We start from the raw sequence: 17,890 nt of genomic DNA, 5'->3' as shown, positions 1-17,890 counted from the left end.
ATGAAAGAGTTGAATCCGTATTCGAGGCTTGGCAATCAAGTGACTGCCTTGCTTGGTCAGGCCTGGAATACAAAAGTTGAGATCGCTGACTTTAAGGTGCTGTCCTGCCGGCTTTCCATGGTAGAGCGCTTATCATTTTCTGGAGGCGCTGCCGCTGCCTTTCAGGTTCAAGCCGGAACTGCTCGCATGTGATCCCTGCGTAGGTCTGATCATACTGGAGGATTTGGGGGAAAATGAGCAGCAAGTCTCGATGGAAGACTGGCGTACAGCCTTGCAGAGTCTTTTGCCAATCTGCATGCCCGTAGGGCCGGTCAGGAAGTACTCTACAAAAATATCCGGGAGGAGCTCAAGCCAGTATGGAGTAGCTCTGGCAAGGAGGATCCAAGAAGATACGGGTCTTCGGCTTACCGGAGACGTGTTAGGCTGGGTATAAGCAAACTTATAGAGTTCAGCCATATTCTTGGGGTCAGGCTTTCTGCCCCCGTGCTGCAGGAGTGGGAGAACACGCTTCAAACAGTAGATTTTGAATCGCTGCTTTCAAAAATGCTCGTAGTTCCGTGAAATGATGAAACTATTCCAAAAACCGCCTTTTTGGCGGTTTTTTCAACCATTCACCTGCCAAAATGTATGTAATTTCTACCCCAAATGTAACCATTCTGTAAAAACAGCTCCCGCGATTTGTATTATTCTATTAATAGATCATAGAGCTCGTTGCAGAGAGGGCATTGGTGAAGGCGATTATGAAGGACATTAACAAAAGGAAAACGGGCCGTAAACGATTAACGCTGGGAAAAGTCAACACCGTGCTGGCCTCAGCAGTTGTCGTGCTGGCTTTGGTATCAATCTATTCGGCAAGAAACCAGGCGCCCACAGTTGTTAGCAAAACAATTGAAATTCCAGGTATGGCCTCATCAACCGGAGCGCACCAGGGACTTCCTCCATCGGCAAAATTGAACCCGGTCCCGAAAGGGACAGAATCCACCGATAAGTCCGGCACAGAACATCATACATATAGCGGACCTCAAAAAGCTGTCACAAGCGCAAAAGCGAGCAAGTCTAATTCGGTTAAAACAGACGAGACAAAGGCTCGCACAACGACAGGCAACAAAACGAATGCTGGTAATGCTGTCCTGGCCAAATCGGCAGCATCAAACAAAAGCAACAAAGCGGCAGCTTCCAAGGAAAGTAAGACAGCCAAGCCGGCCGAACCGTCACCGGTTTCAGACAAAACGGTTTATTTAACATTTGATGATGGGCCGAGCCCATATACCGATCAAATACTTGATATTTTGGACAAGCAAAATATTCACGCAACGTTTTTTCTGATCGGCAGCCAGCTTGAAGATCATCAGGGGCAAATCAACCGGCTGCTGAAGGAAGGGCATTATCCCGGTTTGCACAGCATGAGCCACAGCTATAAGAAACTGTACAAAAGCGGAAGCTCAGCCCATTTCATTAACGAATTCAAACAGGAACAGGCTTTGTTCAAGGAATTGACCGGTGAAGACGTCGATCTGATTCGCGCCCCGTATGGCAGTGCTCCGCAAATCGGCAAAAGCTTTCGGGACGATATTGCAGACGCAGGCTTCAAGATGTGGGATTGGACTGTCGATTCTAAAGACTGGAGCTACACCGGGGAGCCGGATAAAGTGATTCATCAAGTCAAACGGCAGGTTCACGGAAAGCTGAATGTCATTTTGATGCATGAGAAAAAACAGACAGTCCAAGCGCTTCCGCAAATTATCACCTACCTGAGAGAGCAGGGCTACTCTTTTGCCGTCTACAAACCGGATCATCACCTTGTCGTTAATTTTGCAAAAGATGACCGATTGTAGATGATTCCGCTTTCATAGACTTGCTATCAACTTTTTTCTATAATGGAGTATAAAGAGCAACCAACAAGAAGGAGGCAGGACGGCTTGAGCAACTGGCGAGGGGTACTTATTACACTTGTGGCGGGCTGTCTGCTGCTGACTGCCTGTACATCAAGACAGAATGATTCAAACACAGCCGCATTGAAAGAAAAGGATGTTCAGGAGGATGGACAAGTACTCACTGTGATCACTCCTACTGCGTCCAAAACCCAAAGCGCCGCTTCGGAAGCGAACCAGAAGTATCAAATTCAGACAAGATTGACGGATTTTCAGTTGCTGAGTGATACGACAGGCATTGCCTGGGGGCTTACCCGGGGCGAACTCCGCCTTTACATGACTCAGGACAATGGAGAAACCTGGACTAACATCTCACCTGCCGCGACGGTACAATTTCCCAAGTCGATCAGTTACGGTAAAGAGATGTTTTTTCTGGATCCCAAGCACGGATGGATTGTACGTAAAGCGCAAGGAAATACGGAAAGCATTATACTTCGTACGGAGGATGGAGGAACGAGCTGGAAAATTGGTACGCTTCCCAAAGAAGTGGAATTAAACAGTCTCTTCTTCCTGACTACTTCCCGCGGCTGGCTGATGTCCACGACGGATTCCGGCTTACCCGGCAATCAGAAGAAAACGCTATACAGCACTTATGACGGAGGTATGAGCTGGTCCAAGTCGAATGATCGTCTGGAAGAGTCTCTCAAGGAGAAACAGTCGAATCAGCTTCCCGATTTCGGTTATTTTCTGGGCATGGTCTTTAGAAATGTTCAACAAGGGTTCGTCATGCTGCAGGAACTGAATTCACCCAAGCTGTATGTGACATCAGACGGCGGACGCCATTGGAAAGAAAGTTCGGCTGTCTTCAACAAACAGATCCTCGGCAAATTTGACAAGTATACGGCATCAACGCCTTATTTCTTCAGTGCCGGCGATCATAACGGATTCGTTCCGGTCATGTACACGCAAGGAATGTCGAACAAGTTTAGCGGGTATTTTACGTCCGATGGAGGAAACAGCTTCCGCTACGTATCTTTTCCTCTAGCCTGGCAGACCGGCATGAACTCCATGCTGGCGCCGACTTTTCTGAACGATAAGGAAGGCTGGAATCTGCAGGGATCCGCTCTGTATCATACGGTCGACCAGGGGAAGACCTGGACGAAGCTTCCTGAGAGCGAAAAGCTGACCACGACCATGGAGGAGTATCCGGAGGTTGTCAAGCTGCAGTTTTTCTCCTCTAAACTGGGCTGGATTCTTGTACAGAACAGCAAGGAGAGAACTTCACGCCTGCTGCAAACGCAGGATGGCGGAATAAGCTGGCATATGCTGTAATAGGCATGATGCCGGCTTTTTTGCTTTTATGTGACCGATGAAAAAAATAAATTGTGACATAGATCATTTTGTGAAAATAATCACATAGTAATGATGGAGGTTGTGATACATTTTACTTGTAAAGAGGAAACCGCTTCAAATAAACAACAAAACCAAGGAGAGATCGGCATGAAAACCCCACTGTTTGACAACACCACGACAAGAAATCTGCTCCAATTTTGCTATACTTGCGCTGACGCCCATGAGTGCACGACCGAAGAAATTTGCAGAGAATGCTGGGCTGCGAATGGATTGCTTGACGAAGAAACCGAGGAAATGGGCGAAACGCAGCAGCTGTTAATGGGCTATTATGCCTGATTCGGCTTCAAAAAGCTTTGAATTTCGTCAGGCAGAAGAAATAACCTTTTCCGCCAGCATGCGAGCGCGGGAAAGGTTATTTTGTTACTCGGGCAGCGCAAAAGGGAAGTTTCCTGTTTCGGGAGACTATCAAGTTTCGGATTTATACGCATATATTTAAATTAAGCGGGAAACTCAAATGGTCACTGTTACCGTCGTTTCGGTATACCAAGGAGGGGAGAGGGCATGCTTACCGGTTTTGAGATGTTTGACGTCACAGGTTCGGTAATTCCCGTATTCTTCATCGTCATTTTGGGCATTTTGGCGATTTCGGCAGGCGGCGGCATTTACAGGTGGTTCCGCGATAACCGGCAGCCGGTTCTTACCGTAACCACCTTGGTTACAAGCAAAAGGACCGAGGTGACTTATCGGCATCATAGCGATTCCGACTCGCATCACTCCACAACCCGCTATTTCGTTACATTTGAAGTCGAGAGCGGGGACCGTCTGGAATTTGAGGTTCAGGGCGAGGAATATGGCCAAACCGCTGAAGGGGATCAGGGCAGTCTTACTTTTCAGGGAAGCCGCTATCTGGGTTTTCGTCGCGATGCCAGAGGCTATGCCCGCCAATTCCCGGATATTCACCGGAGTGTTTAAGTCAAGGTTTCCCCGATGCGCGAAATGTCGGGGAAGGTGAGGCGACCAAACGGGTGACCGCGCAGTCAAACAGCCCCGCGGGAATGTTTTCATGTTCCCATGGGGCTGTTTCCATGTCAAAACTAATGTTCAAGAGGAAAGCGCTTCCGATTTATTCAGATTGGCAAGCAGCGACTGAGCTACATTACGCGCACTGGAGAAGGCACGCTCGGCAAGCTCGCCCTTGCCCATGCAGCCGTCGCCGCAGAAGTAGAAAGGAACACCGGGGAGCGTGTTCGGAAGCAGCTGGTTCATGGCGATATTCTTGACGCTGGAGACCATTGCCTTTTTCGAAACCCGTTTGACTTCTACAAAATCGCGCCATCCCGGATAGTATTGATTAAACAATTCTTCCATGCGGCTCGTCTTGCCGTCCATATAGGCTTTGCGTTCTTCCTCGCTATCAAAATGATCGTTCAGATAAGCGATACCCTGCAGCAGTTGGCCGTTCTCCGGAACGACGGTATAATCTGTTGCCGAAACGTCGCTGATGAAAATTTTGTTGTCCATGTCGCTGATATAGTGGAAAGGGCGGGCCACTACTTTGGAGAAGCCTACATCATAGACCATGACCTCGGTTGGAGTATTCTTCTGATATGGCGAGAGAGCAGTTTCCCAAGGTGTGAATTCCGCGAGTTTGCTGATCTGCTGGACCGGAATGGCCATAATCACCGCTTCGAATTTAAGATTGTCACGTGTTTTTGTATTCAAAATGAGGGAATCGTTCTCCTGTCTCACTGATTCAACAGGTTCTTTCGTAGAAATCGTCCATCTGCCGCTGGCTTGGATTTTTTCCTGCAGCTGATCCGTAATTACCGCCCAGCTTCCCAGAATGTAGTTGACCGGTTTGGACGAAAGGAAGAGGTTGTGATAATAGTCGGCAATGACCGGTCCGGATACTTTGCGTGCTTCTTCGGGCGTAATGAAGAAATTGGAACATACCAAATGCTCCCATAGCTCTTTCACATCGCCAGATGCATGGGATTGGTCCAGATATGCGCCTAGCGTGGGATAATTCTTCAGTTGATGAATGTTAGCTATAATGGCGGCGACTTCGCCCACGAACCGGACTTTCTCCATCGCAGTCAACACATTTGTTTTCATAATATTAATGAAATCAAGCGGAGCCAATGTGAGCCGGTTATGTTTGGCGTAAACAACTTTTCGTTTATCAACTTGCTTGCTTTCAAAGCGCAGGCCGAGCTCTTGCTTCATTTGGGTAAGGGTGTTCCGATCGATCCCATAGACCGCGTGGGCGCCATAGTTCAGGGTAAATCCGGACTTTTGATACGTAAATGCACGTCCGCCAAGCTGGGGACTCCGTTCAAAAACAATGCCTTCTACATCGGGATTTTCGGACAGGTAGGCAGCCGCAGTCAGTCCGGCAAGCCCTCCCCCGATCACTGCGATTTTCATGAATCGTACCTCCTAAATTTTGTGGAGCAAAGCCGCTGTTCCCGCGATTCATCGCCCCAAATTGGCTCACCAGACGAAGGTTCTTTTTTATGAAATTTTACTAAAAGTTAAAAGGTTTCCTTTATCAGTATATGTTATTCATGTAAGCGCGTCCATAGAAATAGACACGAATTGTTCAAAAATGTAATCACAATCATTTCCTAGTTTTTTAGGGGCGATCGTAAAATTTTTTGATTCCTTTCGTAACCTGTATAGGCGATCGCACATAGTATGTAGCGATAAGAGTCAGAAGGAGGAAACGACTTGGCGGTCATTAAAGCAAACTCGGAAGACGTCAAGCTTCTGGCCCGGCTTATGCGGGCGGAAGCCGAGGGAGACCTCGAACAGGGGATGTTGATGGTCGGGAATGTCGGGGTAAACCGGATTTTAAGCAACTGCCTCGATTTCCAAGGAATCCGTCAGATGAAACAAATGGTGTTTCAATCTCCAGGGGGCTTTGAAGCGACCCAAAAGGGTTACTTTTATCAAAAGGCCCGGGATAAAGAGATCCGTCTTGCGCAGCGTGTCATCAACGGCGAAAGAGTCTGGCCGGCGAGCAATGCGCTGTGGTTCTTCCGGCCATCCGGGGCATGTCCCGCAAACTGGTATAACCAGCGGAATACAGGAAGATACAAGGCGCACTGTTTCTTCGCTCCGACGGCGCAAGACTGTCCTGCAGTATATTAGCAGCATTTCAAAGTTTATTCCATCTAATATAATTTAGGAGGAAATGTCATGTTTTCAAATGCTTATTATCGACCGGTAACTTATAAAATCGGAAACCAGGGGCAGGTGCAAACGCCTTCGCAAATGCCCTCACAAGTCCAAGGCGCTGCGACTATGCCCCCTTCCATAGCCAGCGGTGGCGCCATTACGCCAAGCGGAGTGGTAACTCCGACGGCTCCGCCTGCTTTTGAACAATCCTATATCGAGAATATTCTCCGACTGAACCTTGGAAAAATAGGCACATTCTATATGACCTATGAAAACAACAGCGAGTGGAATGCCAAAATCTTTAAAGGCGTCCTGGAGGCGGCAGGACGCGATCATATTATTATCAGTGATCCTGCAACCGGCCGTCGTACGATCCTGCTAATGGTTAATCTGGATTTTGCAACGTTTGACGAACCGCTGACTTATCAATATCCGGGTGTCATCGGAGCTCCTCCTGTACCTTCACCTCGATTTTGAATGCTGATGCAGAACCTTTTCCTGCTTCCGGGGAAGGTTCTTTTGTTTCGTGAGGAAATCAAGTAATATAACGGGGTTTGACTGTGTAGTGTATAAATATATAATGAAGTTAAGTATTATTGCAGGCTTGACAGGCACATTGTGAGGAAAGGGGATGGAACCATTGGGAAGTTGATGTTCAAGATGACGGTAGTCTGTATGAATGATCCACATTTTAATCCGCGAAGGAGGTGCTCCTATTCACCGCCTGAACGTGCGGGAATAGGATAACTATTGAGTGACCCTTTACCGAGTATTTTACAATTAGGACTTATTTTATTATTGGTCTTATTGAACGGATTTTTTGTATCTGCCGAATATGCGATCGTTAAAATCCGGAGCGGCCGGATCGACACGCTGGTAGAGGAAGGCCGAAGGAACGCGCTTGCTGCAAGGCGCATGATCAACCATCTGGACGGGTATATGTCAGCCTGCCAGCTTGGAATCACGCTTGCTTCACTGGGGCTTGGGTGGCTTTGCCAACCTGCCGTTGCGGCCGTTCTGCAGCCGCTGTTCGAAGCGTTTGGTTGGAAACAGGGATGGACTTATGGCATATCCTTTATGATCGCTTTTCTATTCATCGCCATTCTTCATATTGTGCTTGGGGAACTCGCGCCAAAGACCATTGCGGTCCGTATGGCCGAAAGAGTGACGCTCATTTCCGCAAAGCCGATGATCTTTTTCTATAAAATCATGTACCCGCTGATCTGGGTTGTTAACGGCCTGGCTAATTTTCTGCTCGGTCTCCTTCATGTTAAACCTGCCAGCGAGCAGGATTACGCGCATACCGGGGAAGAGATTCGAATTATGATGAAAGAGAGCAGCGAGAGTGGCCTGATAGATAGTACGGAAATGAAGCTGGTTGATAATATTTTTAACTTTGCAGAGACTACCGCCCGGGAGATTATGATTCCCCGTACGGAAATGATCTGCCTGTACATGAACAATTCACTGCAGGAAAATATCGATATTGCCATGCAGGGCATGCGTACACGCTATCCCTTGTGCGATGCGGACAAAGACCATATTATCGGGTTCATTCATATCAAGGACATGATTCGTTCAGACAACATAGATCTAAGACAAATGCTCCGCCCGATCCTGGCTGTACCCGAGTCGATTTCCATCAGTGACCTTATGAAACGCATGCAGAAAAGCAAAACGCAAATCGCGATCCTGATTGATGAATACGGCGGAACATCAGGGCTTGTTACGCTCGAGGACATCATGGAGCAGATAGTTGGCGAAATTCAGGATGAGTTTGATGAAGAACGTCCGGGTATTGAGAAAATTGATGAAGACGTTTATTCCATTGACGGTTTGATGCTGATCGAGTCCATCAATGACCGGTTCAATCTGCAAATGGATTCAGAAGACTACGATACGATTGGCGGCTGGCTGTATGCGCGAATTGACGTTCTTCCTCCACAAGTGGGGCAAACTGCCGAATATGGCGGCTATACCTTCACTGTCGAGGAAACTGACAACAAGAGAATTTCGCGCGTCAGACTGCTGAAGCAGCAGTTGATCCCGCTGAAAGAAGCGGGCGCTTAATTTATAGATGAGAGGAAGGCACGGTGTGTTCACCGTGCCTTTTCGTGCATAATTACGAGATTATTATGTAGAGTTTTATATAATGGCCAAGTTATAATAAAGGGTATTGGAAGGAGTGTTCCTTAAGTGGCTTATCAGTTGGATTTGCAGTTTGATCCTAAATTTGAATTTATAAGCAGCTTGCATAGCTATATTTGCAGAAAATCGCACAAAAAGCTGGATCTCACCCCCACTTGGGCACAGGGCGTTAAAAAGAAGCTAACACCCGAGCTGTCGGGCATCCTTGATGAAATGGAAGTGAATGCGGACTGGAAGCTGGCTTATCTTCTGATCGTATTATCAACGCATGCAAAGAGTCCGGAGGAAGTCATCGCCTGGCTCGAAAGCTTGTCCTCGGGTGACCTGTACGAGCTATTTGCTCCGTATGGAAACCAGTTCCCCGATCATATGGGTGAATTTCATGCGAAGATGATTAAAGTGTTTACAGGATGGAACGAGCAATATTTTAACAATAGCGATCCTGTTATCCTGAGTGCGCTTACGAGGCATGTTACCGAACGAAAAGCCGAACAGCTAAAGATCCCGCAGGATATGTTCATCGACGATACAACGAATGGACTCGTATTTGAGCCGGTCGAAGGAATAGAAACTTTGCTGCTCGTGCCGCAATATCATTTTCAACCGGTAAATGTCATTTTTCAGTATGGTCGTGTCCTGTTCTGTCATTATTGTTCGAGACTTGATCTTAGCGGCGATACTTTTATGTCCTTGCATGATTACCGTATGATCCGAAGCCTTGCCGAGAAGAGCCGGCTAAAAATATTGCGTTATCTGCAGGAGGGCCCTCGGTCGTTTATTGAAATTGTACGGGAATTGAAGCTATCTAAAGGAATTACCCATGATCATATTTCGAAGCTGCGCAGCGCTGGGCTGATTTATGCCCATGTTCAGGGGGAAACGATCACGGAATACAGTCTGAGAATCAAAGCTTTAGGCCAAATACAGGACAAACTGTTGGATTATATTGAGCATAGATCGTAATTGAAGCCTTTCATTCAACGCCAGTTCTCCTAATTTCAAGTGGGGGAAATGGCGTTTTTTTGTTTATATTTCTGTTTATTCAGAAAAGTTTTTGAGTTCTCTATTTACAGAACCGGATAAGCTACTTATAATAAGTTTCAGTTAACCAAAAAGCATACTGAGCTTATCGGAATAATCAATTATACAAACGCCGATAAATGCTCTATTGCTGATTGGTTCGAAAGATATTAATTTTTGCGAAGAACAGGAGTGGGTTAGATGAGAAAAGGTAGTTTTTTATTAACCTCGTTGATTATTGCAGGATCGCTGCTGCTTTCGGCTTGCTCAAACGGCAATAACGCATCTCCGTCCGCAAGCTCGAATGAGACTGCCAGCACCGCAAGCAATTCGGGAGGCAGCGCTTCTCCGTCGGCCTCAAGTCAGACAGGTGCTCTGGCGCCTATTCAGGCAAGTGATCTGTCCAAACTGCCGCAGCTGGCGCAAAGCCGTACCGACACGATTATTGTCGGCCTCACCGATCCAAGCGGCGCATTTACGCCTTACTTCCAGCAAAGCGGATATGACGGAAATGTATCCTCGCTGTTGTATACGCCTCTGGTCACACAGGACGAACAAGGGCTTCCGGCTTCAGGGCTTGCGGAAAGCTGGGAAGTTTCCGCCGATCAGCTCACGTATACATACCATTTGCGTAAAGATTTGAAATTCAGCGACGGCACTCCGCTCACCGCCGATGATGTGGCATTCACCTGGACGCTTCTTTATGATAAAGGCTATGACGGGGATTCTCTGATTACTTCCATCGGCATCAAGGGCGGCCAGGCTTATAAAGAAGGAAAAGCCAAGACCGTTGAAGGGATCAAGGTGATCGATCCCCAGACCATTTCCGTAACGCTGGAATCGCCAAAAGCGACAGCTCTTCTCGTGCTGGGTTCCGATGTCCTGTCCAAAGCGTACTATGGCAAAGACTACAAATTCGGGCAGCTGGATTATATCAAGAAGCTGCATGAGAAACCTGTAGGTACGGGCCCGTACAAGCTGGAGAAGTTTATTCCGGGGCAGGAAGTCCGCTTTGTGGCAAACGAATACTTCTTTAAAGACAAACCGAAGACCGAACACTTTATTTACAAAACATCGGAAGGCGATACCTGGCAGTATCTGGAGACCGGCGAAGTAGATTATGCTTCATTTAGCGCGACCCAAGAGAACATCGACAAGCTGAAAGGGCTTGGTTTTGTCAATATCGTACCGTATACGCCCAGCAATTACGGGTATTTGCAAGTCAATCTGGAGCATGATGCGCTCAAGGATAAGCAGGTCCGCCAGGCCATTGCTTACGGACTGGATCGTCAAAGCATTTATGTCGATGCCAACCAGGGGGCAGGGCAGGTTGCCAACATCCCGGCTCCTCCGATTTCATGGTCGTATACGGAAGAAGGCATTAACCCTTACAAGTACGATCCGGAGAAAGCGAAGCAACTGCTGGATGAAGCCGGCTGGAAAGAAGGCGCTGACGGCATTCGCGAGAAGGACGGCAAGAAATTGTCCATTCATTATCTAGGCAGCAAAAATGCACAAACCGACATTCTAATCGCCATGGCTACGGAAAACTTCAAAGCGCTGGGTATTGACTTTCAGCCCGAGGTATTCGCGGATTTTAACGCGCTTGTCTCCAAGGTCGAGGGCGGCGATTACGATCTGGCATCCTTCTCTACGCCGCTTCTGAGCGACCCGGCCGATGGGGTAGTGCAGTTTGTGGACGGTGAACTGAAGGGGTATGACAACGCCCAGGTGAAAGAGCTTTATGACAAAGCGCTTTCTACAACGGACATTGAGCAGCGCAAGAAATATTACGCCGAGCTGTATAAGGTGCTGAACGACGAGCTTCCGATTATTTTCACCAACTATAGGAAGACGGTTTATGCCTACAATGGCCGGATCGACAACCTTGTCGTGAATCCGTTTATCGGAATCTCGCAAAATGTGAACAATTGGGCGCTGAAATAAATAACACCTTTTCCATCCCCTGTACTGCCTAAACAGTATGGGGGATGAATTATAAGGAGCCGATCATGAGCAGTTATCTTGTTAAGCGTTTATCGTATATCATTATTATTCTGTTTGCCGCATCTTTGCTCATATTTTGTCTGTATGCCTTTACCCCTGGTGATTTCATCAGCGGCAACATCAAATTAAGTCCGGAACGAAAAGCGGAACTGAGAGAAATTTACGGACTGAACAAACCGGTGCTGGAACGATATGGAATATGGCTGAAAAATGCCTTTCAAGGCGATTTTGGCTTTTCTCTGGCGCAGCAGAGACCTGTGCTCAAACTGTTTAATGAATATATTTGGAATTCATTTCTTCTGGCCGTTGTTTCTACCTTCTTTACCTGGCTGATCGCCGTCATCATCGGGGTCATTGCGGCTTACAAGCAATACTCCTGGTTTGATTCGCTGATTATGGTGTTTATTTTTGCGGCTATGTCCATTCCATCGTTTTTTATCGGTCTGCTTCTGATTAAAATATGTGCGGTGGATCTGAAGTGGCTCCCTCCGGGAGGGATGACGACAACCGGAAGCAACGCTACAGGATTTGCTTACATTCAAGAAGTCGTCCGTCATATGACACTTCCTGTCATCGTGATGACCCTGCTTGGATTAGGATCACTGACCCGTTATTTCCGCAGCAATATGATTGACGTCATTCAGCAGGACTATATCCGTACTGCGCGCGCCAAGGGGACGAAGGAACGCAAAGTGCTGTTTACCCATGCGCTTCGCAATGCTCTGCTCCCCGCAATCACCCTCGTCGGATTCGAACTGCCCGGCCTGTTCGGCGGGTCGCTGATCATTGAGAAGATTTTCAACTGGCCCGGCATCGGGCAGCTGTACATGTCTTCCTTTGCAACCCGGGATTATCCGCTGCTCATGGGATTTACTATGTTTATCGCGATTTTGACCGTGATCGGGACGCTGTTATCGGATTTGCTGTATAGCTTGGCGGATCCTCGCGTGAAACTTTAAGGGGGGAGTAATTCCTATGTCATCTGTTAGCGGCAATCTGGCCGCGGGGAAGGCGCAGTCGCCTCCGGTCAAATCTTCGCTCTGGAAACAATCGTTCAAGCGTCTGCGAAAGAACAAACTTGCAATGACGGGTTTTATCATCGTTGTCATTATGTTTCTGGCCTGCTTTATCGGACCTTTATTCTCTCCTTATACGGAAAACCAGATTAATATGAGAATCATGAACAAGGCTCCTAATCTAAAACATTGGCTAGGGACAGACAAGCTGGGCAGGGATGTGCTGATCCGGGTTCTGCTGGCTGGGCGGATATCTTTAACCGTCGGCTTTGCGGCGATGGCTTTGTCCGTGATTATCGGTTCCCTGCTTGGCGCCATTGCCGGATACTATAGAGGGATCGTGGACCAAATCATTATGCGCACCGCCGACTTGCTGCTGACTATCCCCGGCCTGCCACTGCTGTTCATATCAGGGGCTTTGCTGTCGGCTTGGAAGGTGCCGACCGATTACCGAATGTATATTGTCATGCTTATGCTTAGTCTGGTTGGCTGGCCGGGACTGGCGCGGATGGTGAGAGGAGAGCTGCTTAGTCTTCGGGAACGGGAATTTATGCAGTCCACGATTGTGCTGGGGCTGCGGGACCGCCGCAAGCTGTTCCATCATCTGCTGCCGAATTTAGCGCCGCTGCTTATTGTAATTGCTACGCTGAATATCGGCGGATCGATTCTGCTGGAATCGGTTTTAAGCTTCTTCGGGCTCGGTGTCATACCGCCGACTCCGACGTGGGGAAATATGATTGACTCAGCAAACAACCTGATCGATTTCCAGGAAAGACCGTGGCTGTGGATTCCGCCCGGATTTTGCATTTTTGCAACCGTCATAGCCATCAATTTGTTTGGCGACGGTCTCCGGGACGTCCTCGATCCGAAACACAAAAGGTAGGTGGCCATCAACATGACTGATCATTTGCTTGATATCGAGCATTTAAGCACGTATTTCTATACCGAAGAGGGAACGGTCAAAGCGGTGGACGACGTCACCCTGCACGTCCGCCCTGGGGAAACTGTATGTATTGTGGGGGAATCCGGCTGCGGAAAGAGCATTACGGCAATGTCGATAATGGGACTTCAGGAGCCGGCCGGTAGGGTTGTGAACGGACGAATCAGTTTGGAAGGTACGGATATGCTCACACTTTCCAAAAATGCCAAACGCGCCATTCGCGGCAAGGAGATCGCCATGATTTTTCAAGAGCCGATGTCCTCGCTGAACCCGGTTTTAACGATTGGGCAGCAGATTATGGAACCATTGATGGAGCATTTGAAGCTGGGTAAAAAAGAAGCGAAGCGCCGTGCCATCAAGCTGATTGAGCAGGTAGGCATCTCCCGCGCGGAACAAATTGCCGGTTCCTATCCGCATGAGCTGAGCGGAGGCATGCTGCAGCGCATCATGATCGCCATCGCTATTTCCTGCAAACCCAAGCTATTGATTGCAGATGAGCCGACAACCGCTCTTGATGTGACCATCCAGGCGCAAATTCTGGACATGCTGCGCCAGTTTAAGGCAGAGTCGGACATGTCCATTTTGCTGATTACTCATGATTTGGGAGTCGTTGCGGAAATGGCAGATTATGTAGTAGTGATGTACTGCGGCAAAGTGGTAGAGCAGGGCGAAGTATGCGAACTGTTTGAACATCCGAAACATCCGTATACGCAAGGCTTGCTAAAATCGAAGCCGATTCTGAATCAGCGGCAGGAAGAGCTTTATTCGATCCCTGGCCAGGTACCGAACCCGCTTGAGCTGACGGAGTCTTGTTATTTTCACGAACGGTGCCAACATTGTATGGACATCTGCCGCGTGCGAGAGCCGAAGCTGAAGAACGTGGGGGAAGATCAACAAGCGGCATGTTGGCTGTATGAAGAGGAGGTGCTGACTCATGGCTGATGCTCTGCTTGATATCCGTCACCTCAAAACATATTTCAAGGTCAAGTCCGGCCTTCTGAACCGTACGACGGGTTATGTCCGGGCTGTGGATGATATCAGCATTTCCATTAAACCTGGAGAAACCTTTGGGCTCGTAGGGGAATCCGGCAGCGGCAAAAGTACCGTCGGAAAAAGTGTTGTCCGCTTAACCGAAAAGACCAGCGGCGATATTGTGTTCAAGGGCAGGGATATGTACGCATTGTCCGCCGAGGAGCTCCGGAGGATGCGTCCGCAGATGCAGCTTATTTTCCAAGATCCGTACAGCTCTCTTAATCCGAGAGTCAGAGTAGGGGATGCCATCGGAGAAGCGCTTCTGGACCATGGTCTTATTCCCAAAAGAGAGGTAAGGGAGCGGGTAGAGGAGGTGATGGATTCCTGCGGGCTGGCAACTTACCACTTTGACCGGTTCCCTCATGAGTTCTCGGGCGGTCAGCGGCAGCGGATTGGAATCGCACGCGCGCTTGTGCTTAATCCGGACCTGATCATTGCGGATGAACCCGTATCCGCCCTGGACGTTTCAATTCAGGCGCAGATCATCAACCTGTTTCGCAAACTGCAGGTGAGCCGCGGACTCACGTACCTGTTTATTTCCCACGATCTTAGCGTAGTAGAGCATTTATGCACGCGCATCGGCGTTATGTATCTAGGTACGATGATGGAAACAGCCTCCCGTGATGAACTGTTCAAACATCCGCTTCATCCTTATACGAAAGCGCTGCTTTCCGCCGTTCCCGTCCCGATTCCAAAGCTGCGAAGAGATCGGATTGTCCTGAAAGGGGACATTCCGAGCCCGGTTCATCCTCCGGCAGGCTGCAAGTTTCATACTCGTTGTCCTTTTGCCGTTGAACGCTGCAAACAGGAAGTGCCTGTTTTCCGTAATGTGGGCCCTGATCATCATGTGGCTTGCCATTTGGTATAAACAAAATAGAGAGCCGTTCCCCACGTTTGAACTAAGCGTGGATGGAACGGCTCTTTTGAATGGGCCTGACGTCAACCCAATCTAGAATGCCCAGTTGCCCTTCTTAAAGATCTGCTCTTCTTTGCCGTCTTCGGTTACACCGAAAATGTCCATTTCTCCTGACCCGATCATGAAATCCACGTGAGTGATGCTGGTGTTCAGGCCGTTATTCTCCAGTTCTTCCTGGGACATCTCTTTGCCGCCCTCCAGATTGAAGGCATAGGCGCTGCCGATTGCCAGGTGATTGGATGCATTCTCATCGAATAGCGTGTTATAGAAAAGAATATTGGACTCCGAAATAGGGGAGTTATGCGGTACAAGGGCTACTTCACCCAAATAGTGAGCGCCTTCGTCCAGCGAAATCAGCTGCTTTAATGTTTCTTCACCCTGTTTGGCTGTCACGTCCGTAATTCGTCCGTTCTCAAACATGATGGTAAATTCGTCGATTATATTGCCGCTGTAGCTAAGCGGTTTTGTGCTCGATACTTTTCCGTTGACCCCGGTTTTCAGAGCCGCGGTAAAGACTTCCTCTGTTGGAAGATTGGCCAGGAAAGAATGGCCTTGTTCATTCGTGCTGTCTGCAGCCACCCACAGATGCCCTTTCGGCAGCTCGATTGTCAGGTCGGTGCCGGGAGCTATGTAATGCAGTTTGTTATATTTCTTAAGGTTCAAATATTCGGATTTCTCTTTCAGTGTGCGGATATGCTCATCCCAAGCTTCAAACGTGTCGTCCCGATCAATGCGGCAGGTGTGGAATATAGCATCCCAAAGCTTGCCGATCTGCTCGGATTCAGGCACATCCGGGAAAACCTTGGCTGCCCATGCCCCCGAAGGAACGGCTACAATGGACCAGCTGAATTTATCGGCCTGTTGGTATTGCCGGTATTTGCTCATCGCTTTGCCGGTTGCCTTCTGCAAATTGGTAATCCGCTCATGGGAAACTCCCTTCAGCAGATCGGGATCGGAAGAAATGACGTGCAGCACGGCAGCTCCGTTCTCGATCATCTCCAGCATTTCGCCGGCGTACCATTTCGGCTCGTCCAGAAATGACTCCTCAGCCGCAAGATCGTATCTCAGACGGGTAACCGTATCATCGCTCCAGTTCACTTTGACGAAGCGCGCGCCTCTTTCATAAGCTTTCTTGACAATGAGACGGACAAGCTCCGCGGAATCTACGGTCGCATTGACAACCAAATTTTGACCGGGCTGTACGTTTACTCCGATTCTGACTGCAAGCTCGGCGTATTTCTCCAGTTTTTGCCCAAATTCAGACATCTCTCTCTTTCCTCCAATCGGATATAACTACAGCTTTTATTGTACAGTAAATTTAGACATAATCAAAAAATGCAACAACTTTAATCGCCGAGCAGGGTGAGCACCCATTTGCACCAAGCGATTTCGGCCTCTTCAAGTTGAAGCTTTCGCTGATGCACAATATATCTGCCGAATTCGGAATGCTCCGGTCCCGGCATTGTTCCATGGCCTTCTTCACGTATCGTCTCAAGCTTTCTCTGGCGGGCTTCGGCTTTCGTTTCATAGAGTAAAATTCGATCCCGGAACAGCCTCTCAATCGTGCTTTTGTCGGACAGGGGGATCAAAAAGGCTTTAATCAAAAATTCATCCCGGGTAACCGGCGGGGAAGGGGCTTTGGAAATCCATTTCTTCAGAATCTCTTTGCCGGCATCCGTAATGTAATATATTTTCTTGTTGGGTTTGCCTGTTTGTTCCACATTTTCGGCTGTCAATAAGGCCTCTTCCTCAAGCTTGGCAAGGAGAGGGTAGATCTGGCTGTGCTTGGCCTGCCAGAACACTTCCATAATCTTGGCCAGCTCATAACCGGAGCACGGCTTTCTGACAAGCATAGCCAAAAGGGCATAACTCAAACTGTTCATGAAAGAAACTTCCTTTCTTATAAAAAAAACAATGCCTCGCCTGGCAAAAAAATGATAGGATAAAGCAAGGCTGTACTATAAAGTTACCACATTAATCTCTTTTTATGTGATATTTTCTTGAAGAGAATGGACCTGCTTGTCCAATCCCTGAGAAAATCTGCGTGATGAGTCGCATAATGCAGTTCCGGCTGGAGGAAAATAATCATAATCTTGACATGTAAACAAAGGAGAAAGATAACGGATGAAGATGATTATTAAAGAAGCTGAAATGCGCAAAGATCAGGAAGGCGCTTTGCTTGGCAAGACGGTGTTCGAATTAGAAGGACATAAGAAAGGGTATGAAATTACGTTCTTCAGCAAGAAGGGAAAGGAATGGGATTACAGTCTTCATTTTCATGCCGAATCGGGAGACGAAGAAGAGTTTCTTTTGGCGGATGCCTATTTGGAACAAAATGATGACGCTTTTGACATGCTGCTTGATGCAGCGCTGGACACGCTTTCCGAATAAGGAAGCCTGAACAAAA

18 protein-coding genes are annotated in these 17,890 nt (G+C 48.2%); 15 read left to right on the top strand and 3 right to left on the bottom strand.

Features of this window, described 5'->3' with window-relative positions; all coding sequences use genetic code 11:
• The 5 genes from K7397_RS01560 (at window position 1) to K7397_RS01540 (ending at window position 4,196) form a co-directional block, all read left to right on the top strand.
• Window positions 1-192: a hypothetical protein gene (locus K7397_RS01560; RefSeq protein ID WP_223066184.1), complete on the top strand. Its 192-nt coding sequence runs from the start codon at window positions 1-3 to the stop codon at window positions 190-192.
• A 548-nt stretch (window positions 193-740) separates the two neighbouring features.
• Complete coding sequence (locus K7397_RS01555; RefSeq protein ID WP_237690591.1) at window positions 741-1,835, top strand: polysaccharide deacetylase family protein; 1,095 nt, start codon at window positions 741-743, stop codon at window positions 1,833-1,835.
• An 84-nt stretch (window positions 1,836-1,919) separates the two neighbouring features.
• On the top strand, window positions 1,920-3,203 hold the full coding sequence (locus K7397_RS01550) for a beta propeller repeat protein (protein WP_223066183.1): 1,284 nt from the start codon (window positions 1,920-1,922) through the stop codon (window positions 3,201-3,203).
• Between the two features lie 168 nt (window positions 3,204-3,371).
• Window positions 3,372-3,560 carry a hypothetical protein gene (locus tag K7397_RS01545; RefSeq protein WP_223066182.1) on the top strand — a complete coding sequence of 63 codons (189 nt, stop codon included), beginning with the start codon at window positions 3,372-3,374 and terminating at the stop codon, window positions 3,558-3,560.
• 225 nt (window positions 3,561-3,785) lie between these two features.
• Window positions 3,786-4,196: a DUF2500 domain-containing protein gene (locus tag K7397_RS01540; protein ID WP_223066181.1), complete on the top strand. Its 411-nt coding sequence runs from the start codon at window positions 3,786-3,788 to the stop codon at window positions 4,194-4,196.
• A 129-nt stretch (window positions 4,197-4,325) separates the two neighbouring features.
• Here K7397_RS01540 and K7397_RS01535 read toward each other — a convergent pair whose 3' ends face one another.
• Window positions 4,326-5,651, bottom strand: coding sequence for an FAD-dependent oxidoreductase (locus K7397_RS01535; RefSeq protein ID WP_223066180.1), 1,326 nt, complete (start codon window positions 5,649-5,651; stop codon window positions 4,326-4,328).
• A 303-nt stretch (window positions 5,652-5,954) separates the two neighbouring features.
• On the opposite strand from K7397_RS01535, the gene K7397_RS01530 reads away from it, so the two are divergent.
• The 9 genes from K7397_RS01530 to K7397_RS01490 all read left to right on the top strand — a co-directional run bounded on the left by K7397_RS01530 (window position 5,955) and on the right by K7397_RS01490 (window position 15,435).
• On the top strand, window positions 5,955-6,377 hold the full coding sequence (locus K7397_RS01530; protein WP_223066179.1) for a cell wall hydrolase: 423 nt from the start codon (window positions 5,955-5,957) through the stop codon (window positions 6,375-6,377).
• 48 nt (window positions 6,378-6,425) lie between these two features.
• Entirely contained in the window at window positions 6,426-6,881 is a 456-nt protein-coding gene (gene gerQ / locus K7397_RS01525; RefSeq protein ID WP_223066178.1) for a spore coat protein GerQ, read from the top strand.
• A 273-nt stretch (window positions 6,882-7,154) separates the two neighbouring features.
• A complete protein-coding gene (locus tag K7397_RS01520; RefSeq protein ID WP_223066177.1) occupies window positions 7,155-8,474 on the top strand; it encodes a hemolysin family protein in 1,320 nt (439 codons plus the stop codon).
• A gap of 126 nt (window positions 8,475-8,600) precedes the next feature.
• Complete coding sequence (locus K7397_RS01515) at window positions 8,601-9,515, top strand: ArsR/SmtB family transcription factor (RefSeq protein ID WP_223066176.1); 915 nt, start codon at window positions 8,601-8,603, stop codon at window positions 9,513-9,515.
• Window positions 9,516-9,773: 258 nt separating this feature from the next.
• A complete protein-coding gene (locus K7397_RS01510; protein WP_223066175.1) occupies window positions 9,774-11,519 on the top strand; it encodes an ABC transporter substrate-binding protein in 1,746 nt (581 codons plus the stop codon).
• 65 nt (window positions 11,520-11,584) lie between these two features.
• Window positions 11,585-12,538: an ABC transporter permease gene (locus tag K7397_RS01505; protein ID WP_223066174.1), complete on the top strand. Its 954-nt coding sequence runs from the start codon at window positions 11,585-11,587 to the stop codon at window positions 12,536-12,538.
• Window positions 12,539-12,554: 16 nt separating this feature from the next.
• The gene (gene opp4C / locus K7397_RS01500; RefSeq protein ID WP_223066173.1) at window positions 12,555-13,478 is read left to right on the top strand and encodes an oligopeptide ABC transporter permease; all 924 of its coding nucleotides are present in this window, start codon (window positions 12,555-12,557) and stop codon (window positions 13,476-13,478) included.
• A 12-nt stretch (window positions 13,479-13,490) separates the two neighbouring features.
• Window positions 13,491-14,477: an ABC transporter ATP-binding protein gene (locus tag K7397_RS01495; RefSeq protein ID WP_223066172.1), complete on the top strand. Its 987-nt coding sequence runs from the start codon at window positions 13,491-13,493 to the stop codon at window positions 14,475-14,477.
• Window positions 14,470-15,435 carry an ABC transporter ATP-binding protein gene (locus K7397_RS01490; protein ID WP_223066171.1) on the top strand — a complete coding sequence of 322 codons (966 nt, stop codon included), beginning with the start codon at window positions 14,470-14,472 and terminating at the stop codon, window positions 15,433-15,435. Before K7397_RS01495 ends, K7397_RS01490 begins: the two co-directional genes overlap by 8 nt.
• An 81-nt stretch (window positions 15,436-15,516) precedes the next feature.
• Here K7397_RS01490 and K7397_RS01485 read toward each other — a convergent pair whose 3' ends face one another.
• Both K7397_RS01485 and K7397_RS01480 read right to left on the bottom strand, forming a co-directional pair.
• On the bottom strand, window positions 15,517-16,749 hold the full coding sequence (locus tag K7397_RS01485) for an aminopeptidase (RefSeq protein ID WP_223066170.1): 1,233 nt from the start codon (window positions 16,747-16,749) through the stop codon (window positions 15,517-15,519).
• 80 nt (window positions 16,750-16,829) lie between these two features.
• On the bottom strand, window positions 16,830-17,366 hold the full coding sequence (locus tag K7397_RS01480; RefSeq protein ID WP_223066169.1) for a PadR family transcriptional regulator: 537 nt from the start codon (window positions 17,364-17,366) through the stop codon (window positions 16,830-16,832).
• 241 nt (window positions 17,367-17,607) lie between these two features.
• On the opposite strand from K7397_RS01480, the gene K7397_RS01475 reads away from it, so the two are divergent.
• Complete coding sequence (locus tag K7397_RS01475) at window positions 17,608-17,874, top strand: hypothetical protein (protein WP_223066168.1); 267 nt, start codon at window positions 17,608-17,610, stop codon at window positions 17,872-17,874.
• The last annotated feature ends 16 nt before the right edge of the window (window positions 17,875-17,890 follow it).

It is taken from the genome of Paenibacillus caui (genome assembly GCF_019904135.1).
GTDB classification, from domain to species: Bacteria; Bacillota; Bacilli; order Paenibacillales; family Paenibacillaceae; genus Fontibacillus; species Fontibacillus caui.
The sequence above is the reverse complement of the archived record's forward strand: the minus strand, read 5'-3'. Positions and strand labels throughout refer to the sequence as shown.